This is a genomic window from Mucilaginibacter sp. L196, assembly GCF_009765905.1.
In the GTDB taxonomy this organism is placed as follows: domain Bacteria; phylum Bacteroidota; class Bacteroidia; order Sphingobacteriales; family Sphingobacteriaceae; genus Mucilaginibacter.
Genome location: NZ_LMUO01000019.1, coordinates 934,410 through 956,662, shown reverse-complemented (window position 1 = coordinate 956,662; position 22,253 = coordinate 934,410). Strand labels below are relative to the sequence as shown.

Genomic DNA, 22,253 nt, shown 5'->3' with positions numbered 1-22,253 from the left:
AACAACGATGAAGATTGTATTCTGTTCGGTTATTCTTATTTTCTTATCAATTTTCAGTTTTGGCCAGGGCCATTATTCGACCACAAACGAACAGGCCATAAAGCATTTTGCATTAGCCAGTCAAAGTTTGGACTACCATGAGTTTGAAACCGCGGTAACTGAATTAAAAAAAGCGATTGAAGAAGACTCAAATTTTGTTGAGGCACATGAACAATTAGCTGATGTTTACGGCTTACTTCATCAAAATAAGGAGGCAATCAAAGAATACCTGACTGTTATTAGCCTTAACCCTGATTTTACACGTGCTGTATACCTAAAATTAGGAACCATGGAGATCAGCATGGCGCAATACGAGCAGGCACAGCAACATCTGCAGAAATACCTCACCTACCCGAATATTACAGATCAAAATATCTTTCTTACAAAAAAACTGTTGAAAGACTGTGTGTTTAGTATTGAGGCCATAAAACACCCGGTACCTTTTACCCCTATTAATATGGGACCTGCGATAAATACCGCAGATGATGAATACTTGCCGGAAGAAACCGCTGACGAAAGCACCTTAATATTTACCCGCCAAATAAACCATAATGAGGATTTTTATCAAAGTGTTAAGGTTGATGGCAAATGGCAAACCGCTACCTATTTAAGCAGTAATATTAACACGCCTAATTATAACGAGGGGGCGCAATCGATATCGCAGGATGGAAAATATCTGTTTTTTACCGGATGTAACCGACCTGATGGTTTGGGCAGATGCGATATTTACATAGCTAAAAAAGAGGGGGACGGCTGGGGCAAACCCTATGACCTTAATCCGCCGGTAAATACACCGGGCTGGGAATCGCAACCATCAATCAGTTCTGATGGGCGGACGCTTTATTTTGTAAGCAACCGTAAAGGCGGTTATGGTGGTTACGATATTTGGAAATCAACCGTTACAGATAAAGGTTGGAGTGAGCCTGAGAATTTGGGGCCCAATATCAATACTTCGTTCGATGAGCAGTCGCCTTATATACATGCTGATGATAGCACTTTATATTTTTGTTCCGATGGTTGGCCGGGTTTAGGCGGCAAGGATTTATTTATGAGCCGATTGGGTAAAGATGGTAAATGGCAAAAACCTACTAACCTGGGCTATCCGATCAATTCCAGCGGAGATGAGAACGGACTAAGCGTTACCCCAAGCGGGCAATATGCTTTCTTCGCATCGAACAAATTAGATGGCTATGGCGGGTTTGATATTTATACTTTTGAATTACCTCTTATTGATCGCCCTCATGTGGTAACTTATGTTAAAGGTATAGTGATAGATGCCAAAACCAGGGAACCATTGGAAGCTGCTGTTGAAATTATCGACCTTGAAAAAAACACACCTGTTTACCAGGATTACAGCTCGGCAGAGCATGGCGACTTTCTGGCTACGCTTACCGCCGGAAAAAACTATGGTTTGAACGTTTCAAAGGATGGGTACCTCTTCTACTCTGCTAATTTTTCGTTAGTTGGGCGGGAAACTAAAAATCCGTTTAATATTGTTGTTGAACTATCGCCAATTGAGGTCGGTAATAAGGTAATTTTAAATAACATATTTTTTGATACCAATAAGTATGATATTAAACCGGATTCAAAAGCTGAATTACAAAAACTGATAGACTTTTTAACACAGAACCCTACCATCCATATTGAAATTTCGGGTCATACTGATGATGTTGGTAATAACCAGTTAAACCAGGTATTATCGCAAAACAGGGCAAAATCTGTTTATCAATACCTGGTAACTAGTGGTATAAGCCCAACCAGATTGGTTTACAAAGGTTATGGCGAAACGCAGCCTATTTTACCTAATACCAGCGATGAAAACCGCAGTAAAAACAGGCGTACAGAGTTTAAGATAATTGCTAAATAGTTAAACTGATCTCAATAAACTAACAATATCTATTTCCAGTATATCGCATAACAGGGAGAGCCTGCAGACCGTGAGCTTTATTTTATTGGATTCGATTTTGCTGTAAACATTTTGGGTAATATGCAATTTTTCTGCAATAAACATTTGGGTATAGCCTAATTGCGATCTTCTCTTTTTTATGGTGGCTAAAATTTTATTTATTTCCTTTTTGTACATCATTGATTAAGTAGTTGTATAAATACATATACGAAACCTAATCAATAATAATTTTATAATTAATTTATTATTTTTTTAATTAATTATAAAATCGTAATTTATGCGATCTGATTCAGATGATGTTGCATGTGTCTTACGTAATCTTCTGCCAGCCATTTAACTGAGTGTGATTGAACTTCGGTTTTGCCAGTGTCACAGGTTACTTCTAATCTGTCTTCCGGATAGTTAATTAAAACCCTGATGATTTGCCGGTTAAGTAAAATCCATAAATCCAAAACCTCTTTAATATCCGCATTTTGATAATGTGAAGCCGCTACCCATTCATCCTGGGCATATACCAGTTTAAAATTTTGTTCATAAGTACAGCGTACAAAACGCTGAAGATTAACCTGTGCACTGTCAATTAAATGCCCGATGATCTCTTTATTCGACCACTTTTCTTCTCTGATCTTAAAATCCCAGTCGATGTTTTGTTGTTCGATCTTTAAAAAACTGTCAATCGCTTCCGCTAAATTTTGTACTATCTCTTCCATATCAGTAATGTGCCTAAAGTTTGATAATTTACCAATAATTATTAAAAAACAATTATCTTCAAACCTTCAATAGTATATAATGGCGCTTAATTATATCTGGGTATTCTTCTTTTTGATCGCTTTTGGAATCGGGCTGGTTAAGCTGATTTTTTTTGGCGATACCGAGATTTTTAGGCTAATGGCAGATGGCACGTTAGATTCAGCCAAATCTGCTGTTATGGATATTGCGTTGCCATTAGTCGGCATCATGTCGTTATGGCTGGGTATTATGCGCATTGGCGAGAAAGCCGGAGCTGTTAATTTCTTATCAAGAATTGTAGGCCCATTTTTTAATAAGCTTTTTCCTGAAGTACCTAAAAACCACCCTGCTATAGGCCAAATGATGCTAAACTTTTCGGCTAATTTATTGGGGTTGGATAATGCCGCTACTCCACTTGGCTTAAAGGCCATGAGTGATCTGCAGGAGTTGAACCAGGATAAAGAGACTGCATCCAATTCGCAGATCATGTTTTTGGTGTTGCATGCTTCGGGGCTTACTATTTTACCTATCGCAATTATAGCGCAGCGTGCTATTTTTCATTCTAAAGATCCTACTGATATTTTTATCCCCTGTATAGTGGCTACTTATGTAGCAACCGTTGCCGGTTTGATTGTTGTATCCATCAAACAAAAGATAAACCTTTTTGATAAGGTTGTTTTAAGCTGGCTGTTGGGTATAAGCGCTTTTCTTGGTTTGTTGATATGGTATTTTACTGCATTCTTGAATAAGTCGCAGATCAGCGCGTTTTCAGGTGTGTTTAGTAATATGATGTATCTGGGCATACCGGTTATTTTTATTTTAGGCGGATTACGCAAAAAAATAAATGTATTTGAAGCTTTTATTGAAGGCGCTAAAGAAGGATTTGAAATATCAGTCAAAATAATACCTTATTTAGTGGGTTTACTGGTAGCGGTAAGCTTATTCAGGACAAGCGGTGCATTAACATATTTGGGCGATGGTTTTAAATGGTTCTTTAGCCATTTTAATATGGATACCCGTTTTGTTGATGTGTTGCCGATTGCTTTCCTGCGACCACTAAGTGGTTCAGGTGCCCGGGCATTGATGCTGGATAACTTAAAAATTCATGGGCCGGATAGCTTTATAGGGCATATGTCGAGCGTTTTATATGGCACTGCTGATACCACATTTTACATTGTCGCCTTATATTTCGGTGCGGTTAATATTAAAAAAACACGATACACTGTACCGGCAATGCTCATTGCTGATTTTGCAGGAATAGTTACGGCAATATTAATTTCTTATCTCTTTTTTGGTTAACCTGACAGTTAATTCCATCACGGAAATTTTAACTAATTCTTAAATTTTTGCAACAAGAATATATCCTCTTTCGTAGAAAAGGCAACTGATGAATAGCAACATATGATATGTTTATGGAATGCTATTTTTCTTACTAATTTAAAATGACTTTTTAGCTGAAGCCCGTGTAAGTGGATGAATAAGTTTTTTGCCAAAAGTGTATTTCTGGTTTTACCCCTATTATTTGCATTTACCTCATTAATTGCGCAAACAATTACTGTTGGCAGTGTTGATCCGGGGCCGTATGGTAGCGGATCAACAATCGCGGTACCATTTACAGTTAACGATGCCTCCGGATGTATAAATACCAATAACGTTTACAGCCTTTATTTATGTGATGCATCCGGTAACCCCATACCGGGCGCTCCGGTTGATACGATCCAAAACTTTTATGGTACCGCATTTAATTTTAAAGTACCTGCAGGTACAGCGGCCGGGACATATACTTTCCTTATTAAATCTTCCAGTCCGGCGGTGGCCAGTACTATATCAAATACATTTACGATATCAGCAGCCACAGGTATCACAGCTGCGGCAACCTGTCCATCTACGGAAATAGGAAACGCCACCTATCCAGATACTTATGGCACATGCAGCGGATCAAACGGGATGCAATATATTTTCACCAATGCATCATCAAGTGGATCTACTACTACAGCTACATTTTACAACGAGTCTACTCAAACTGTTGAAGCCGGTAATGTTGGTCTAAATCCCTCATATACTTTTACAGCAAATGCAGCTACCTATTTAGTAACAGTTAGGTCGGTAAGTGCTTCCGGTGTTGTAAGCACCTACTCTTATCAATTAATAAACAATGTTGTAAACACAAATTTTGGCACAGTTGGCGGTGCCCAAGCTTGTTTGGTCAATGGAGCTGCGCAGTTAACTTATACTGTTGATTATACATCGGCTACAGGTATTCAGAATAATTTCCCAGGTAATTTATACACCATTAGTTGGGGAGATGGTACACCAAACGGTGTTTATACATTCTGCCAAATAAGAGCGCTTAACGGATTAATTACACATACCTATACAAAAACATCATGCGGTTATACGGCAGGAACGAATACAGACGCATTCCCGGTAAATTATTATACAACTAACCAGTATTGCGGTAAGATAGGCACTGTAGTAAGCGATGATGCACAAATATATAATGTACCTATAAATGCTTTTACAGGGCCTGCGGTGGCCTGTACAGGAACTGCTGTGTCATTTATAAATACATCAATCCCTCAACCTTGTAATAATGCGTCAAGTGCCAGGTACAATTGGTCGGTTGATGGTACTATCGTTGGAGCAGGTTATCCGCTTAACAAAAACTTTGTTACTACGCTCACCGAAGGATCGCACATTATATCGCTGCATTTAGTGAATCCGATTAGCGGTACGGGATGTCAGCCGACTGACTTTACTCAAACTATTTGTGTGCAAAACCCGCCTCAGCCAAGTTTTACTATTGCACAGAAAAATATTTGTATTGGGAATGGCCCTGTAACGCCTATTAATACATCGATTGTTGATACTACCTGTAATAACAGCTTAACTTACACATGGTCGGTAACACCATCAACAGGTGTTACATTTAATGCTACCAGCGCGCAGCCGAATTTCACATTCACCTCTAGCGGTATATATAAGATATCACTATCTATCACAACAGCCAGTTGCGGTACAGTAAAGGCCCCCATAATTGATACCATTGTAGTTGATGCAACAGCAGTAGCAAAGCTGTCTCCCGATTTTTCGATATGCGGAACGAATCAAACACTAAAGTTTGATTCGTTAACAACAAGTAAAACCTATACCATATTAACCGGCACAACGCAACCCCAGGCTAATACCTACGCGTGGACAGTAACAGGCGGTGCTTATAATTATGCACCAGGATATTCATCGAGCAGTAAATATCCTCACATAATTTTCACCGATTATGCTACCTATACTATAACTGTAACACAGCAAAATATTTGTGGCCTGGTTACTTCTACACCGCAACATATCACATTCCAGCAATCGCCTACAGTTATTGCCGGTAATGACACCAGTATTTGCGCCGGAACCAGTGCCAATTTAAGGGGGAAAATTACCGGCACAGGAATAATTAATTATAAATGGATAGGTGGCGCCGGCACGTATACCCCAAGTGCAGATTCATTAAGCACAACCTATAAACCTTCCGCCGCTGAAATAACTGTCGGGCATGTTACCCTTAGTTTACAAGCTACAACATCTAACGCGTCACCCTGTAATTTAATTACCAGTAGTGTTATTATCACCATTACACCAATTGGTACTGTTACCAGCGCCCTTACAAAAACTTTATGCAGTAACCAACGGCTAAATTACCAGATCACATCCAATAATGCAGGCAGCACTTTTACGTGGACAGCCCAACTTATATCTGGAAGTGCTACTGGCTTTGGTGCGTCAGGTACTACAAGCATCATTGTCGATTCGCTTATCAATACGGATCCTACAGCAACTACAAATGCGGTAATAGCATATACCATTACCCCTATCAGCAGCAATGGTTGCCCGGGTACGCCTGCAACATTAAACGTTACAGTTACGCCATTACCTATACTTACGGCAACAGCCACCAATGCTATAACTTGCAGCAATCAACCTGCAAATATTAATCTGACCACTAAGCTTGGCGGAACAAAATATACATGGACCAGTACTGCGCCTACAGGTGTTAGCGGCAATACTAACCAAAGTACAACTGTTAGTACTACTACCATAAAAGATATATTGATAAACAATGGAACAAGCCCGGCCAATGTAACTTATACCATAATACCTTACAGCGCCGGTGGTTGCCAGGGTAGTTCCGTAACCGCTGTAGTTACTGTTGACCCGGTACCGGTAACCGCAGTTGCCGGGAAAGATACAGCCTTATGCGGGGCAAGCTCATATACCTTAAATGGCAATTCACCTGAATTTGGCAATGGTAAATGGACCGTATCGAGCGGATCTGGTGTTACTTTTAGTAATGATACGACAGCAAACCCAACGGTTTCAGGCTTGATACCCGGCAATATATATCAATTTAAATGGACTATAACCACAGGTTCGGGCTGCCAATCACAAAGTGTAGTTACCATAACCGATAATAAACAAACGGTATCCGGTGTTACGGCAGCAACAGGGGCAACAACTGTTTGTGCTAATGCAAACAGTGGGCAAATAAATTTAACCGGGCAGGTAGGAAAGGTAGTAATGTGGCAACAATCTGTAGATAATGGTGCTACATGGCAGGCCGTTGCTCCACTAGATACGCTTACAACACTTTTATATAAAAACTTAACCGAAACAACTCAATATAAGGCGATTGTTCAAAATAACGTATGCAGTATACTTGCATCTACTGTTACTACTATTACCGTAAACCAACCTGCGCCGACAGCAAATGCAGGAAAAGACACAACACTTTGTGCAGCTACCACTTACAATTTACAAGGGAATAGCCCGGGTGCGAACTCCGGCGTTTGGCATCAGATTTCGGGGCCGGTCGTTACTTTTTCCGACTCCACCAATTACTCAACTACAGTAAGCAATTTGCAGGGTGGTAGTATTTATATGTTTAGCTGGACCATAAAAGGAGCTTCGCCATGCGCCAATAGCCAGGCAGAAGTTACAATAACTGATAACGTGCAAACCGTACCCGGCGTTACTGCAGCTACCGGGCCAACAACTGTTTGTGCAAACAACAATAGCGGCCAAATAAACCTAACCGGCCAGGTAGGAAAGATAATAATGTGGCAACAATCTGTAGATAATGGCGCTACATGGCAAGCCGTTGCTCCATTAGATACGCTTACTATACTCTTGTATAAAAACCTTACACAAACAACGCAATACAAGGCTATTGTTCAAAATAACCCATGTAGTACTTCTGCATCTACTATTACTACTATTACCGTAAACCAACCTGCGCCGACAGCAAATGCAGGGAAAGATACAACCCTTTGTGCAGCTACCACTTACAAGTTACAAGGGAATAGCCCGGGTGCGAACTCCGGCGTTTGGCACCTGATTTCGGGCCCGGTCGTTACTTTTTCCGACTCCACCAATTACTCAACTACAGTAAGCAATTTGCAGGGTGGTAATGTTTATATGTTTAGCTGGACCATAAAAGGAGCTTCGCCATGCGCCAATAGCCAGGCAGAAGTTACCATAACTGATAACGCGCAAACCGTACCCGGCGTTACTGCAGCTACCGGGCCAACAACTGTTTGTGCAACCAGCAATAGCGGCCAAATAAACCTAACCGGCCAGGTAGGAAAGATTGTAATGTGGCAACAATCTGTAAATGATGGCGCTACATGGCAAACCGTTACCCCATTAGATACGCTTACTATACTCTTATATAAAAACCTTACACAAACCACGCAATACAAGGCTATTGTTCAAAATAACCCATGTAATACTTCTGCATCTACAATTACTACTATAACTGTAAGCCAACCCGCACCTATTGCCAATGCCGGTCGCGATACCAGCCTTTGCGGGGCTACAACGTATACTTTAATGGGAAACAGTCCGGGCAGTAATGCCGGTGTTTGGCATCAAACATCAGGGAGCCCGGTAACTTTTGCCGATACAAGCAATTATCAAACCACGATAAGTAATTTGATAGGTGGCAACGCCTACTCGTTCAGCTGGACCATAATTGGTGCCACCGCATGCGCCAGTAGCCAGGCACAGGTTACCATTATTGATAAGGCCGATGTAATAGCAAGCTTTAAGGGTAGTACTATTAACTCCTGCGGCTCACAAACGGTTACCTTTACAAACACATCAAATAACCAATCCGGATCTTCGTTTTTGTGGAATTTTGGCGATGGTACAACATCAATCTCAGCAAGCCCACAACATTTTTTTAAGGAAACAACAAACGGAACCGATACAACTTACATAGTATCGCTTAGTGTGCTGAGTAATTGTAATCAGCGCCCGCCGGTTTATGATACTATACACATCACATCGGATAAGGTAATAGCCGCGATATTGCCGCTACAAACAACAGGATGCGCGCCGTTTACATTAGATGTACAAAACGTTTCGCCGGGCAACAATGTATCGTACAAGTTTTATTTATATAACGGCAATACTTTAGTGCAGGAAATAGATAAAACCGACAAAACCGACGCCATATTTACCTCCCTTAATGTTAACACACCTACACAGTATACCGTGTATATGACAGCATTTGGGCCTTGCGGCACATCTGCTACTACTAATAATATACCTATAGTTATTTCGCCACCAACAGTAACACCGCAGATGTATATTTTAAATAATGTAAGCTCCGGTTGCGCGCCGCTGAACGTATCATTTGTAAATAATTCAAGTGGTGGCAGTTCTTATCATTATAATATTTATGATGTTAACGGAAATTTAATTGAACAACCTATTGCAGGTACAGCCAACTTACCTTATATATTTACTATTGCCGGCAGTTATTCGGTAAGCATAACAGCGGCTAACAATTGTTCGCCACAGGGCATAGAGTCTGCGAAAATAGCTATTACGGTTTACCCTGTTCCACAGCCGGCGTTTACGACCGATGTGAATTGTGCTGCCACGATATCCTTTTTAAATACCACTACCCAAAACGGTACTACCCCACCCGGATCATTAAGCTATACCTGGAATTTTGGTGACGGATCGACGCCAGAGTATAGTTTTACCCCAAAGCCGCATTATTATAATTTTAAGAAATCGCCATTCACCGTTACATTAACTGCAACGAATACGGTTACCGGATGTGCTGATTCAACAGTACAAACTATAAATGTGAATGCCCCTCTAATTGCGCAGTTTACTGAACAACCCGATAGTGTGGTTACTATACCCAACTATGAATTCTCGTTTATTGATCAAAGTACGGGTCCACCATCTAGCTGGGCATGGGATTTTGGTGATGGTACAAGTTCTACAGGTCGAAATCCCTCGCATCGCTATGCTGATACTGGTTATTATCAGGTAAAGTTGATTATTAGCAATAATGGATCATGCACCAGTGAGGTTACACATATTGTAAGGGTTACCGGTACACCTGGCCAATTATTTTTGCCCAACGCGTTTATGCCAACCGGCTCTGCTTATGATCTGCGGTTATTTATGGCCAAAGGTTCAGGTATTAAAACATGGGAATTACAAATATTCAATAATTACGGACAATTGCTTTGGGAAACTAATAAACTTGATAGCAAAGGATCGCCGGTTGAGGGTTGGGATGGCATGTTTAGGGGCGTGCTGATGCAGCAGGGAGCTTATATATGGCAGGCATCGGCCACTTTTATAAACGGGTCGGTTTGGAATGGAATGTCCTACAATAATTCTTTGCCCAAAAGAACGGGAACAGTTAATTTAATAAGATGATGGATTTGAGAAAGCGATATATATTATATGTTACTGTTTTGCTGCTTGCAGGATTGAATGCCCGTGGGCAGGATCACCTATATTCACAATATTTTAATGCCCCGGTTTATTTAAATCCAGCTTTAAACGGCCAGTTTCAGGGTGATTTTAGGGCGAACTTTAATTATCGTACACAGTATACTACATCCGGTAGTCCGTCTAATTATTTTACCGCCGAGATGGATTACAATATACCCCAATTTGGTGGCGGTGTGGGCTTAATGTTTAACCGCAGTAGCGAGGGAGGCCAATTTTTGAATACAAATAGCATTGCGGGCATATACTCGTATAGTGTGGGCTCTGATGATTATATACTATCGTTCGGGATACAGGCAGGTGTTGGCAACAGGAATATTGACTACAGTAAGTTAGTATTTGATGATCAGATAGATCCACAACTCGGGATAATTCCAGGTGCTTCATCGGCGGCGGATGCGTTAGCATTTAACAATAAATATTATTTCGACACCGGTGCCGGGATTAACCTGGTGGTTGGAAATTTCATGGTGGGTGGGGCAACACAGCATCTTAACAGCCCTAATGATTCATTTACAGGTGTGCCTGTTAAATTACCATTCCGTACTACGGCTTACATGACATACCGACTGGATCTGGACGCTGATGAGAACATGAGCGATGATGAAAAATCATACTTAATCCCATCTGTGGTGTACTACAGGCAATCTTCGTCACAGTCGACTGCTGCAGGGATTGAATATAAGCACCGCAGTGTAAGTGCCGGGTTGATGTATCGTTCGGGCGGGCAAAGTGGCCCGAGTGCGTTGGTACTGTCGCTTGTGTTTGATTTGTTTGTAAACAGAGACTCGGGAGAGAAATTCAGGTTAGGGGTAAGTCACGACGCTCAGGTTTCAGGCTTAAGTTACGGTGGCACAAGTGGCAGCAGCGAAGGAAGTTTCAATTATCAAACCATAAACCCTAACCGTGTGGATACCCCTCCTAAATTTGAGGGTAATACACATTGTTATGACTTTTACTAATTTTATAACATAATTAGCCTTACAACAATTTTAATGGAGCCGCAAAAGAATTATCTGGCGCATAAAAAACAGAAGAAAAAATCAGCCAAAAAAGCGCTATGGATAATATTTGCTTTGGTAGTAATATTTATAGTGATCGTTGTCAAATTTGCCTTATCAGGCGATAATGATATAAACACATTGTTTACTGGCATGCCATCAAGCAACGAGGTGTATAACATTGCTAAACAATTTGTACTGCCAACATTAAAAGGGAACGGTGCAAGTTTTTCTGAAGACGGGTATGAATATGGCAAAAAAGCTGATTCCATTTTTATTATACGTTCAGTTGTTAATACTAAGACCAATGGTGGTGATGCTTTAAAAACAAACTTCGAAATAACGTTAAAATATAAAGGTGGCGCAGTGGCTGATGAAAGTAGCTGGAAGCTTTTAAATTTGAACGAGAATTAAAAAAAACAGACCGAAAGAATAATCTTCCGGTCTGCTATCAATCACTCTAAACAACCACCTCTAACCAAAAAGTAGTACTTATAGTATCTTAATTTAAGATTTGTAAACCTATTTGAAACCTCGCCTTTAAGACGTCCAAAAATACCAATTTATTGTAGGCGTGTGCGTATACAACATGTTTTTTACGTACGTTTGACAGTTGTTAATTTTTTACGCGATTTGGATGAGCCCTATCCCCGCTCCCACTACTAAAGCATCTTCAATTGCGCCAATAATGGGGTCAAATATTTTGGTTTTTTTCACTGTGTTTTTTCGCAGTATAAAGCTCAAATAAGTTGATGCCGCCGCCGAAGCAGAACCCAACAACGCACCCGCTAACACATTGCCGCCAGTGGCTTTATAAATGCTGGCACCTGCTAACGCTCCTGACAGGCAACGGAATACAAAACCGGTTGGCCTGATACGGTTTGGAGTTGAAGGTAATTTATCCATTATCACTTCGCCTACGGTTAAAAATGTAAGCGTGTTTGCAACAGTTTTTGATTGCATAAAATTAAGCGGCGAATGCTCAAGTCTTTTTGAATGATGGTGGCTTAGTATTTGGCTGGTAATTGCAGGGGCTGATGATGTGCGCATTCCTGCAAGCGTACCTATGCCTAACACCTGCCAAAACGGGTGTGATATTTCTTTGATCTTCATAATTAATTTCCTTTTACTGATTTTTCTTTCTCTTTGAATATCATCCATGAATCCGGGATCTCCGGGTAGCAGTGTTTTTAGATAGATGATTTAATATCGGTATAAATACAATAATCATTCCCAAATGCATTGGTACATTAATTGTGTGTAGTGCTTATCAAAACCATCAACATGAAAATACATCAAAACAATGTCCTTGGCGAATTGGGCAGCGCGATAGGAAAAGGCTTGCTTGCGGGCCTGGCAGCAACAGCCGCGATAACTATTTCGCAAATGATCGAGATGAAAATAACCAAGCGCAAACCAAGTGATGCCCCGGTTAAAGTTGCTGAAGAAACCGTAGGCGCAAAACCAGTACCCGGCGAAAAAGAAAAAATGTCGCAGGAATTGCATTGGGCTTATGGTACAACATGGGGTGTTGCAAGAGGTATTATATCACTTACCGGGTTGAAAGGCTGGCCTGCAACATTAGCTCATTTTGGAGCAATATGGGGTACATCAATGATTATGTTGCCTATGTTTAAAGCTGCGCCACCCATAACTGAAGAAGAACCTAAATCCATCGCGATTGATGGCTTGCACCATGCTATATACGCGATTACAGCGGGATTAACCTACGATGCGCTTGATGCGGGCAGCAGGCACGAAAAGCGATTTAATAAACTTGAAAGTTTACTCGATATAAAAAAGTTGATCAAAAAAATCAAAAAATAACGCATATAAAAAGAGCCACTCCGATTAATCAGAGTGGCTCTTTAATTATACAATGTTATTATTATTTAGCAGTGGCAGCTTTTAATTGCCTTGCTTCTCTTCTTTTTCTTACACCTTCTTTTAAGTTAAAACGTATCAGGTACATACAAGGCACTATTATCAATGTAATAATAGTAGCAAAACCTAAGCCGAATATCATAGTCCATGATAATGGGCCCCAGAAGGCTACGTTATCACCACCAAAATAAATATGTGGTTTACCTTCTGCAAATAATCCCGCAAAATCAATATTAAAACCTACCGCCAAAGGTATTAAACCTAATATAGCGGCACTGGCGGTTAATAGTACCGGCGTCATACGGGTACGGGCAGCTTCAACCACTGCATCATGTATGCTTAAGCCTTGTTCTAACAGCATATCCGAGAACTCAACCAGTAGGATACCATTACGTACCACTACCCCGGCGAGCGCGATAATACCAACACCCGACATTACGATAGAGAACGTCATGTGGAATAAACTTAAGCCCAGGAATACCCCGATAATACTAAAGAATATCTCACTTAAAATAATTAACGTTTTGCCGATGGAGTTAAACAACGCCATCAATATTACAAGTATCAAACCAAATGAGATCATCAAGGCGCTACCCAAGAATGCACCTGTTTCGGCTTGATCTTCCTGAGAACCACCCATTCTGAGAGACACGTTTTCAGGCAATTTAAAGTTTTTGAGCGCCTGCGCTATCTGAGCATTCACATCAGCAGGTGTAAACGGTTTTATAACATTCGATCCCAGTGTAAGCACACGCCTTTGCTGTTTGTGCTTAATATTAGCATAGGTATTGGTATACCTGATATCAGTAAACGCGGAGATAGGAACCTGCCTTATAGCACCACCGCTCGCAATATCACGGAAGGTGATCTTTAAGTTGCGTAAAGCGTCCACATTATTGCGTTGATCCTCCGCGGCGCGTACATCAATTTCATAATTATCTTCGGTTGTGTTCCTGAAATCACCTGCTTTGTAGCCATAAATTGAAGTAAGCAAAGCCAGGTTAATTTGTGAAGTACTTATACCTTCACGATTAGCGCGCTCCCTGTCTACATCAAAAATGATTTCGGGTTTGTTGGCCTGAACATCCGGAACTAACTCTTCAATACCAGGAATTCCCTGCGCATCCAGATATTTTTTCAGACGGGCGCTGGTATGTACCAAAGTATCCAGGTTATCACCAGCCATTTCAATACTGATGTCCTTTTGTACCGGCGGACCACTGGCTTCCTGAGCTACAGCTATTTTAGCGCCCGGGACACCCTGTACAGAGCTACGGATACGTTGCAATATCTTTTTGGTATCCTTCCCGTTTCTTTTACCAAACTCAACAAATGCCACAGTGATTTTACCCTTATTGTAATATGTTCCCTGATCTTCATCAGAAGGATCGGTTACCCCTACGGATACGTTTGATATGATGGATGATACAATATCCTTATCAGGTTCAACTACCTGTGCAACTTTCTTTTCTAGCCCACCAATAACCTGATTGGTATATGCCTGATCCGTGCCTATTGGCATGGTTACATACACGTACACAAAGTTTGGATCGGATGATGGGAATAATTCAACATCCAACTTGCTGGCAACTGAAAAGCCTATGGTAAAGAAGAATAAAACCACCATACCGCCAAGTACCCACCATGGGCTGTGAACAGCTTTCTCCAGCACATTGGCATACCATGTTTGAAAACGCGGCCACAGGTTTTTTTGGAACTTATCAATCACCTTTAATAATATAAAGTGGTTGAACAGAAATAATACAATTAACAGTACCACAAAGTTCCCTACCCCAATACTTACAAAATGACCAGCCGCAAGCAAATAAAAGAATACCGCTACTGCCGCCATGATGATGGTTGTACGCGATGTTTTGCGATCAAATCGTTGGTGGTCATGTTCACCCTCGTGATGCGCTTTCATAAAATCAACTGCGAAAACCGGGTTCATTATATAGGCTACCACCAACGATGCCAATAAGGTGATGATGAGCGTTATTGGCAGGAAGAACATGAAACTACCTATTAAGCTATGCCAAAATGCCAACGGAATGAACGGTGCAAGCGTAGTCATGGTGCCTGAAAATACAGGCATAAAAACTTCGCCAGCTGCTATTTTTGCCGCTTTTGTAATAGGAACAGCGCCGTTGTTAAATATACGGTGCGTGTTTTCAATTACCACAATGGCATCATCCACTACTATACCTAATGCCAGCAGGAAGGAGAATAGCACGATCATGTTGAGTGTGAACCCGATGACCGGCATTATGAGGAACGCGATAAAACAGGACAGCGGTACCGACAATGCCACAAATATAGCGTTGGTGCTTCCCATGAAGAACATGAGGATAATGGTTACCAATATAAAACCGATGATAATGGTATTGATCAAATCGTTCAAGGTTGAACGTGTTTTATCTGACTGGTCACCGGTAACAGTTATGTTTAATCCTTTAGGGAAAATGCTGTGTTGTTTTTGTTTGATTAATGCATAAATCTCATCAGAGGCTTCAATCAAGTTCTCACCTGAGCGTTTACTTACGTTTAGTGTGATTACGTTTTTGAAGTTGGGATCATTAGGTGTTTTAAGACGCGCATAACTTTCCTGATCCTGAAAACCATCTTTTATCTCAGCAATATCACGCAAGTAAACCGCTTTCCCCTGAGGGTTTCTGATAACCATGGCGGCAACTTCATCGGCGCTTTTAAAATCCTCTTTAATGTCAACAGCACGCTGCTCACCGTCGTTGGTGATTGTTCCTGCGGTAGACAGAATATTCTCATTACCAATAGCTTGTGTTATATCATTATAGCTGATCTGCGCAGCCGACATTTTGTTAATATCTACATTGATCTGGATGTTAGGCTTTAATGCGCCCACCTCAACCACTTGTGATATTTGTTTCATGCCTTCAATATCATCCTTCAAATTATCGGCGTACTCTTTTAATTTTTTAAGATCGTAATCACCTGAAAGGTTGATATATAATATTGGCTGATCGGCAACATTGATGTCAGATACAGTCGATTCTTTTAGATTGTTATCGTTTTGGGGAAGATCCTGCTTAGCCTTATCTACCGCATCTTTAACATCCGTTTTGGCATCCCGTATTTTAACATCTGTGTTAAATTCAGCAGTTATTACCGATACGTTTTGTTGCGTATTAGAGGTAACTTTTTTCAATCCTTTTAAGGATTTTAACTGCTTTTCGAGCTGGCGTGTAACCAGTGTTTCAATATTTTGTGGTGATTGGCCCTGATATATTGTTGTGATATATACCTTGGGTATGGTTATATCCGGAAAGTTTTCTTTAGGCAGCGAATTATAGGCTGAGAAACCCAGCAACGTGATTAAAAATATAAGTACGTATACCGCCCGTTTATTATCGATGGCCCAACTCGATGGGCCGAATTCTTTTTCCTGGTCTTTCATTTTCTGAATCCGATTATATGATTAATTGCCAGATGTTAATATACTTACCTTATCGCCATCACTTAGATCGCTGGCACCTTCAGTTATCAACTGGTCGCCGCTTGATAGGCCGGATTTGATCTCGGTTAAGCCGCCAGAAGTAGCACCTTCGGTTATTGATTTGCGTTTAGCGTAACCGTTTACGTTTATGTAAACATAATCGCCCTCGTCCGACTTTTGGATAGCGTTTACAGGGATAACAATGGTATTACGTCTTGAATAATCAGCAATTTTCAACACAGCTGTCATATTTGGGCGATACTCTTTGTTATGCGGTAATTTTATTTCGATACCAAAACTGCGTGATCCCGGATCGATAACTTTAGCAGCAAATGTTATGCGGGTAGTTAAAGAATCAGCCACATCCGGGAATAAGATTTGAACGCTGTCGCCTTGATTTACGCTACTTGAGTATGACTCCGGTACATCAGCCTTAACTTTTAAATTATCGGCATTTATAACACGGATACCAGCTGAACCCGGTGCCCCAACCTGCCCTAATTTAAGATCCATCTGATCAACTGTACCACTTATAGGTGATACAATGCGATACATATCTGCCTGTTGGCGCAATGAAGAAACTTGCTTTTGGGCAGTTTGCAATTGAGTTTGTGCCTGTAAAAACTGCACTTCGGTACCAATTTTTTGATCCCAAAGATTTTTTTGACGTTGGTAAAGTGTGTTTGACAAATTAGCCTGTGCTTGTGCCTGTGCTATATTTTGCACTAATACGCTGTTATCTAACTGTGCCAATACCTCGCCTTTGTTTACATGATCACCAGCCTTTACATAAATGGCGGTAATTATAGCCTGTGCCTGCGGATAGGCGGTAACGTTGTCCTGTGCATCAATTTTACCCTGTATCTGCACATAGTTTGTGAACATACCCGGTTTAAGCGTAATAGCACCTACGTCAGCACCTTTTGTTGAATCCTGGCTACCTAATTCGGCCTGTAAAGCGGTGATTTTTGAAGCGAGGGTAGCCTGCTGTTTTTTCAGATCAGTTAGCTCGGCTTTTTTATCCTTTGGTTTGTTGTTTGAGCATGCTGCCAGAAACAGTACTGCTGATAGGTATAATATTTTTTTCATCTGTCTTATTTTATATCGTGATATGTTTATTTAATACGTCCGTAAGCCTGGTCAAGATCAACTTTACTAACTAAAGCGTCGTATAAGCTTTGTATGTATGAGTTATCTGCGCTATCGAGATCAGTTTGTGCCTGAGTAACCTCAATGCTTGAACCAACGCCCTGTGAATATTTAATTTTTGCTACCCTTAACACTTCTTCGGCAAGGCCCATATTTTCTTTCTGGCTTTTTAGGGATTGTAAACCATTAATATAAGTGATACGGGCTTTGTTAGCCTGCAGACCTATTCCGTTACGAAGGTTAAACAAATCGTTTTCAGATTTTATGATAGCGATTTTTGATTCCCTAACCTGGTTAAGGTGTTGAAAGCCTGAAAAAATCGGCACATTTAAAGTTAAGCCGATATAACTGGATGGATAATTAGCAGAATATAAATTGCCAAATGAATTGTTTTGAAAACTTGTACCGTAATTTGCAAAACCCGAAAGGCTGGGTAAATACTGCGCTTTTTTGCTCTTTAAATCATATTCATTTAATCTTTTCTGAGTTTCCAGTAAGCTATATTCAATCCTGTTGTGATAAAAGGATGTATCAGCACTATTTGCTATGGCATCATCAAAATTGATATTTTCCAGTTTATCGGTTAGTGTAAGCTCATCGGTAATAGCCATTCCCATTTGGAACTTTAATAGTTCGTTATTCAGTTCCAATAGCCTGACAGTATTATCTCTCGACGTAACCAGGTTGTTGTATTGAACAGTTAACCGTTGCACATCTATTTGTTCAGCCAAGCCTTGTTTATTTTCGGCAGTTGTTTGGTCTAATTGCTGTTTTAACTGTTTAATATTTGCGTCAAGCAATTTGATTTGCTCGTCGCTTACCAAAACCTGATAATAGGCTTTAGTTACACTAACGTTAGCTTCGATACGAGAGCGTGTTAAACTGCGTTCGTAAAGTTCTTTATAAGTTTTACTAGCCTTTACACCAACCAGATAATTACCATCAAAAATCTTTTGGGTAAGATTTAAAGCGGCAGTAGTCTGATAATTTAACCCAAGCTTAAATGGCGCTAAAGTACCCTTAGGTACGGTTGATTCAAATGAAGACACATCAACCAACGTTACCGGCAGTCTAAGGTAATCCTGAAATTGGGCCGTTCCGCTAATTTGCGGTAAACCCTGGCCAATGGTTTCTTTAACTTTATAGCCGGCGCTTTTCACATCTAAACCTGCGTTTACCACAGAGTCCTGGTGTTGGTAGGCATAGCTTATACATTCGGCCAGACTATAGTTATGAGTGTGTCCGGTATCAGGTGGGGCTTGTTGGGCGTAGCTTTTAACAGCTATGCCACAAAGTAAGGCTCCGGCAATAATTAATTTTCTCATTTGTATATATGTGTGAATAGGGTATTTATTAATTTTCTCAAATATGTTTAGCGGGATTGACAGCAGTATGTCAGCAGTCTTATTAATCCGGTTTATTGTTTTTATATTGATCTAAAAGTTTATAACCTTCTAGTGTACATACGCCATAGTTAAAATGCTCCTGAAACTGTTGTTGTACCTTCCAGGTATTATATTCAGCTATTGGAAATACTGATGCGTCAAACCCAAGTTCAATCTGATTCACCCGCATTCTGGATATTATTTTAACATCAATGTCGGGCCTTATATAACCCTGGGTTATCCCCTTGGTTAACAGCTCTTCCAGCGTTTGTATTACTACACCTGATTTAAAGTTTTGAAACTCTTTCCATGCCTGTGGATGATACTTTTGCATATCATGGATCACAATAGGATTAATCCGGGAAATTATTTCTTCAGAACAATTCATCATATTGATCATTTCCTCTATCACATTGCCCGACTTGCTGATAATCTCAGCCATATCGTCTTCATCTTCCTTCAGCTTCTTTTTAACCAGGGCAATAACCAAATCATTCTTGTCCTTGAAAAAGTGATAGATAGTTTTTTTTGATATTCCCAAATGCCTGGCGATATCATCCATGGTAACGCTTTTTATGCCAGCCTTTAAAAAAAGCTCTTCGCCACCCTCAATTATTCTCTCTATTGTGATCATCTGTAATTTCCGGAACAAAACTATGGAAACATTTTTAGATTTCAAAGTTTCCATTTCAAATTACTTTTTACAGACAATCGGCATAATTGTTACCTTTGCAAAAAAATATATTTATGTCACTTTCTCCACTTTCAGCTATATCGCCAATTGATGGTCGTTATCACAATGCAACCGCTCAATTAGCCGGCTACTTTTCTGAATACGCATTAATTAAATACCGGGTATACGTTGAAATTGAGTACTTCATCGCCTTATGCGAACACCCTTTACCTCAATTACAAAACTTTGATAGAAATATAACAGAAAAGTTACGAAACATCTACAAAAATTTTAGCGAAGTTGATGCGCAAAGTATAAAAGACATAGAAAAAGTAACCAACCACGATGTTAAAGCGGTTGAGTATTTTATAAAACAAGAGTTTGACAAGCTTAATATTGCTGAATATAAAGAGTTCATCCACTTTGGCTTAACCTCACAGGATATTAACAATACGGCTATTCCCTACAGCTTTAAATTGGCTTTGGCAGATGTTTACTATCCTTTGTTTGATGAGTTGATTGGTGTGTTAAAAGTATACGCTGCCGACTGGGAAAAAATCCCTATGCTGGCCCACACGCATGGCCAACCTGCATCACCGTCTCGTTTGGGTAAGGAGATACAGGTTTTTGTGGAGCGTTTGGAAAACCAGTTACACCTGTTAAAGCAAGTACCCTACTCTGCTAAGTTTGGTGGCGCTACAGGTAATTTTAACGCGCATAACATTGCTTATGGCAGCATTGACTGGAAAACATTCGGTAATAACTTCGTAGATAATATTTTGGGATTGAAACGTTCGCAGTTCACTACCCAGATTGAGCACTACGATAACTTCGCTGCACAATGTGACGCATTGAAAAGGATCAACAACATCCTGATCGATTTGGATAGGGATATGTGGTCTTACATATCCATGAACTACTTCAAGCAAAAAATAAAAGCGGGCGAAGTAGGATCATCGGCTATGCCACATAAAGTAAACCCGATAGATTTTGAAAACTCTGAAGGTAACTTAGGCTTAGCTAACGCTATATTTGAACATTTAGCGGCTAAGTTGCCGGTATCAAGGTTACAACGTGATTTAACCGACTCAACCGTATTGCGTAACATTGGTGTACCGATTGGCCATACGGTTATCGCCATGAAGTCAACCATCAAAGGTTTAAATAAATTATTATTGAATGAAGGCGCAATTAGCGCTGACCTGGAAGCTAACTGGGCGGTTGTTGCAGAGGCGATACAGACTATTTTACGCCGTGAGGGTTATCCAAATCCATACGAGGCTTTGAAGGAACTTACACGCACTAATACACATATTAATGCGCACACTATCGCGGAGTTTGTGCATACTTTACAGGTAAGTGATAGCGTTAAAGAAGAAATAAAAAAGGTATCGCCATCGAATTATACAGGGATTTGATTTTAGGATGTGCAAATATGCAGATTTAGAAACTTTAATGCCATTCGCACATTTGCATATCAGCACATTTGCACATGTCATAACCCGGTCATAACAATTTAACATTGTTAAATAAATCAAAAAGCTACCTAAATTTGTTAAAGAATATTAAAGCGTAATTAAGATGAATATCAACGTATATACTGAGTCTACCCCGAACCCGGCAACAATGAAGTTTATTGTAAACAAGTTGCTGATTAACGGTAGTGCCGATTTTGCCACTAAAGAAAGTGCTGAAAAATCACCTTTTGCTAAGGAGCTCTATAAGTTTTCGTTTGTGAACGGTGTTTTCTTTGCCAGTAACTTTGTTACAGTGACCAAAACCGAAGGCAGCGATTGGGATGACCTTTTGCCGATACTGAAAGAGTTTGTTAAAGGTGCTGTTGAAGCTGAATTAGCTGTGCAATTAGAAGAACAACCTGAACAAGGCGATTTTGAAGGCTCGGATATTGAAGTTAAAATACAGCAGATACTACACGATTATGTACGCCCGGCCGTGGAATCGGACGGTGGCGCTATTACTTATAAATCATTTAATGATGAAGGTGTGGTTACTGTGGAACTTAGAGGTTCATGCAGTGGATGCCCGTCATCAACTGTTACCTTGAAAGCCGGTATTGAAAGCTTATTGAAACGTATGGTGCCTGAAGTTACCGAAGTGGTTTCTGAAGCGCTGTAATTACATAGATATTTTATTATTGCACCGATTGCTTTGTGAAGTGATCGGTGTTTTTGTTTGTAAGTGT

At 40.3% G+C, this 22,253-nt stretch carries 15 protein-coding genes; 8 read left to right on the top strand and 7 right to left on the bottom strand.

What is annotated here, in order from left to right; all coding sequences use genetic code 11:
• The first annotated feature begins 7 nt into the window (after positions 1–7).
• Positions 8–1,906, top strand: coding sequence for an OmpA family protein (locus tag GSQ74_RS20515; protein WP_158996070.1), 1,899 nt, complete (start codon positions 8–10; stop codon positions 1,904–1,906).
• Here the strand turns inward: GSQ74_RS20515 and GSQ74_RS23035 are convergent, their stop codons facing one another.
• Both GSQ74_RS23035 and GSQ74_RS20505 read right to left on the bottom strand, forming a co-directional pair.
• Positions 1,907–2,122, bottom strand: a complete 216-nt coding sequence (locus tag GSQ74_RS23035; RefSeq protein WP_371724829.1) for a helix-turn-helix domain-containing protein — start codon at positions 2,120–2,122, stop codon at positions 1,907–1,909.
• A gap of 98 nt (positions 2,123–2,220) precedes the next feature.
• Complete coding sequence (locus GSQ74_RS20505; RefSeq protein ID WP_158996068.1) at positions 2,221–2,655, bottom strand: DinB family protein; 435 nt, start codon at positions 2,653–2,655, stop codon at positions 2,221–2,223.
• 79 nt (positions 2,656–2,734) lie between these two features.
• Between GSQ74_RS20505 and GSQ74_RS20500 the strand changes: the two genes are divergently transcribed.
• The 4 genes from GSQ74_RS20500 to GSQ74_RS20485 all read left to right on the top strand — a co-directional run bounded on the left by GSQ74_RS20500 (position 2,735) and on the right by GSQ74_RS20485 (position 11,901).
• Entirely contained in the window at positions 2,735–3,973 is a 1,239-nt protein-coding gene (locus GSQ74_RS20500) for a nucleoside recognition domain-containing protein (protein WP_158996067.1), read from the top strand.
• Between the two features lie 174 nt (positions 3,974–4,147).
• On the top strand, positions 4,148–10,411 hold the full coding sequence (locus tag GSQ74_RS20495; protein WP_158996066.1) for a PKD domain-containing protein: 6,264 nt from the start codon (positions 4,148–4,150) through the stop codon (positions 10,409–10,411).
• On the top strand, positions 10,408–11,448 hold the full coding sequence (locus GSQ74_RS20490; RefSeq protein ID WP_254060937.1) for a PorP/SprF family type IX secretion system membrane protein: 1,041 nt from the start codon (positions 10,408–10,410) through the stop codon (positions 11,446–11,448). The genes GSQ74_RS20495 and GSQ74_RS20490 overlap by 4 nt, the downstream gene beginning before the upstream one ends.
• 33 nt (positions 11,449–11,481) lie before the next feature.
• The gene (locus GSQ74_RS20485; RefSeq protein WP_158996065.1) at positions 11,482–11,901 is read left to right on the top strand and encodes a hypothetical protein; all 420 of its coding nucleotides are present in this window, start codon (positions 11,482–11,484) and stop codon (positions 11,899–11,901) included.
• A 210-nt stretch (positions 11,902–12,111) separates the two neighbouring features.
• On the opposite strand, the gene GSQ74_RS20480 is transcribed toward GSQ74_RS20485, so the two are convergent.
• Positions 12,112–12,600: a DUF4126 family protein gene (locus GSQ74_RS20480; protein ID WP_158996064.1), complete on the bottom strand. Its 489-nt coding sequence runs from the start codon at positions 12,598–12,600 to the stop codon at positions 12,112–12,114.
• A gap of 171 nt (positions 12,601–12,771) precedes the next feature.
• Between GSQ74_RS20480 and GSQ74_RS20475 the strand changes: the two genes are divergently transcribed.
• Complete coding sequence (locus GSQ74_RS20475; protein WP_158996063.1) at positions 12,772–13,314, top strand: hypothetical protein; 543 nt, start codon at positions 12,772–12,774, stop codon at positions 13,312–13,314.
• A gap of 61 nt (positions 13,315–13,375) precedes the next feature.
• Here GSQ74_RS20475 and GSQ74_RS20470 read toward each other — a convergent pair whose 3' ends face one another.
• From GSQ74_RS20470 to GSQ74_RS20455, 4 genes are all read right to left on the bottom strand, one after another.
• On the bottom strand, positions 13,376–16,804 hold the full coding sequence (locus tag GSQ74_RS20470) for an efflux RND transporter permease subunit (protein WP_158996062.1): 3,429 nt from the start codon (positions 16,802–16,804) through the stop codon (positions 13,376–13,378).
• A 21-nt stretch (positions 16,805–16,825) separates the two neighbouring features.
• Positions 16,826–17,932 carry an efflux RND transporter periplasmic adaptor subunit gene (locus GSQ74_RS20465; RefSeq protein WP_158996061.1) on the bottom strand — a complete coding sequence of 369 codons (1,107 nt, stop codon included), beginning with the start codon at positions 17,930–17,932 and terminating at the stop codon, positions 16,826–16,828.
• Positions 17,933–17,958: 26 nt separating this feature from the next.
• Entirely contained in the window at positions 17,959–19,317 is a 1,359-nt protein-coding gene (locus GSQ74_RS20460) for a TolC family protein (protein ID WP_158996060.1), read from the bottom strand.
• Positions 19,318–19,399: 82 nt separating this feature from the next.
• Complete coding sequence (locus GSQ74_RS20455) at positions 19,400–20,011, bottom strand: TetR/AcrR family transcriptional regulator (RefSeq protein WP_158996059.1); 612 nt, start codon at positions 20,009–20,011, stop codon at positions 19,400–19,402.
• Positions 20,012–20,124: 113 nt separating this feature from the next.
• Here GSQ74_RS20455 and purB point away from each other — a divergent pair, with 113 nt between their 5' ends.
• On the top strand, positions 20,125–21,468 hold the full coding sequence (gene purB / locus GSQ74_RS20450; protein ID WP_158996058.1) for an adenylosuccinate lyase: 1,344 nt from the start codon (positions 20,125–20,127) through the stop codon (positions 21,466–21,468).
• 163 nt (positions 21,469–21,631) lie between these two features.
• Positions 21,632–22,186 carry a NifU family protein gene (locus tag GSQ74_RS20445; RefSeq protein WP_158996057.1) on the top strand — a complete coding sequence of 185 codons (555 nt, stop codon included), beginning with the start codon at positions 21,632–21,634 and terminating at the stop codon, positions 22,184–22,186.
• The last annotated feature ends 67 nt before the right edge of the window (positions 22,187–22,253 follow it).

Coding starts and splice junctions, on each gene's coding strand:
- purB (WP_158996058.1), top strand. CDS start 20,125: ATGTCACTTTCTCCACTTTCAGCTATATCGCCAATTGATGGTCGTTAT.
- GSQ74_RS20460 (WP_158996060.1), bottom strand. CDS start 19,317: ATGAGAAAATTAATTATTGCCGGAGCCTTACTTTGTGGCATAGCTGTT.
- GSQ74_RS20475 (WP_158996063.1), top strand. CDS start 12,772: ATGAAAATACATCAAAACAATGTCCTTGGCGAATTGGGCAGCGCGATA.
- GSQ74_RS20500 (WP_158996067.1), top strand. CDS start 2,735: ATGGCGCTTAATTATATCTGGGTATTCTTCTTTTTGATCGCTTTTGGA.
- GSQ74_RS20455 (WP_158996059.1), bottom strand. CDS start 20,011: ATGATCACAATAGAGAGAATAATTGAGGGTGGCGAAGAGCTTTTTTTA.
- GSQ74_RS20470 (WP_158996062.1), bottom strand. CDS start 16,804: ATGAAAGACCAGGAAAAAGAATTCGGCCCATCGAGTTGGGCCATCGAT.
- GSQ74_RS20495 (WP_158996066.1), top strand. CDS start 4,148: ATGAATAAGTTTTTTGCCAAAAGTGTATTTCTGGTTTTACCCCTATTA.
- GSQ74_RS20480 (WP_158996064.1), bottom strand. CDS start 12,600: ATGAAGATCAAAGAAATATCACACCCGTTTTGGCAGGTGTTAGGCATA.
- GSQ74_RS20485 (WP_158996065.1), top strand. CDS start 11,482: ATGGAGCCGCAAAAGAATTATCTGGCGCATAAAAAACAGAAGAAAAAA.
- GSQ74_RS20515 (WP_158996070.1), top strand. CDS start 8: ATGAAGATTGTATTCTGTTCGGTTATTCTTATTTTCTTATCAATTTTC.
- GSQ74_RS20505 (WP_158996068.1), bottom strand. CDS start 2,655: ATGGAAGAGATAGTACAAAATTTAGCGGAAGCGATTGACAGTTTTTTA.
- GSQ74_RS20445 (WP_158996057.1), top strand. CDS start 21,632: ATGAATATCAACGTATATACTGAGTCTACCCCGAACCCGGCAACAATG.
- GSQ74_RS20465 (WP_158996061.1), bottom strand. CDS start 17,932: ATGAAAAAAATATTATACCTATCAGCAGTACTGTTTCTGGCAGCATGC.
- GSQ74_RS20490 (WP_254060937.1), top strand. CDS start 10,408: ATGATGGATTTGAGAAAGCGATATATATTATATGTTACTGTTTTGCTG.
- GSQ74_RS23035 (WP_371724829.1), bottom strand. CDS start 2,122: ATGTACAAAAAGGAAATAAATAAAATTTTAGCCACCATAAAAAAGAGA.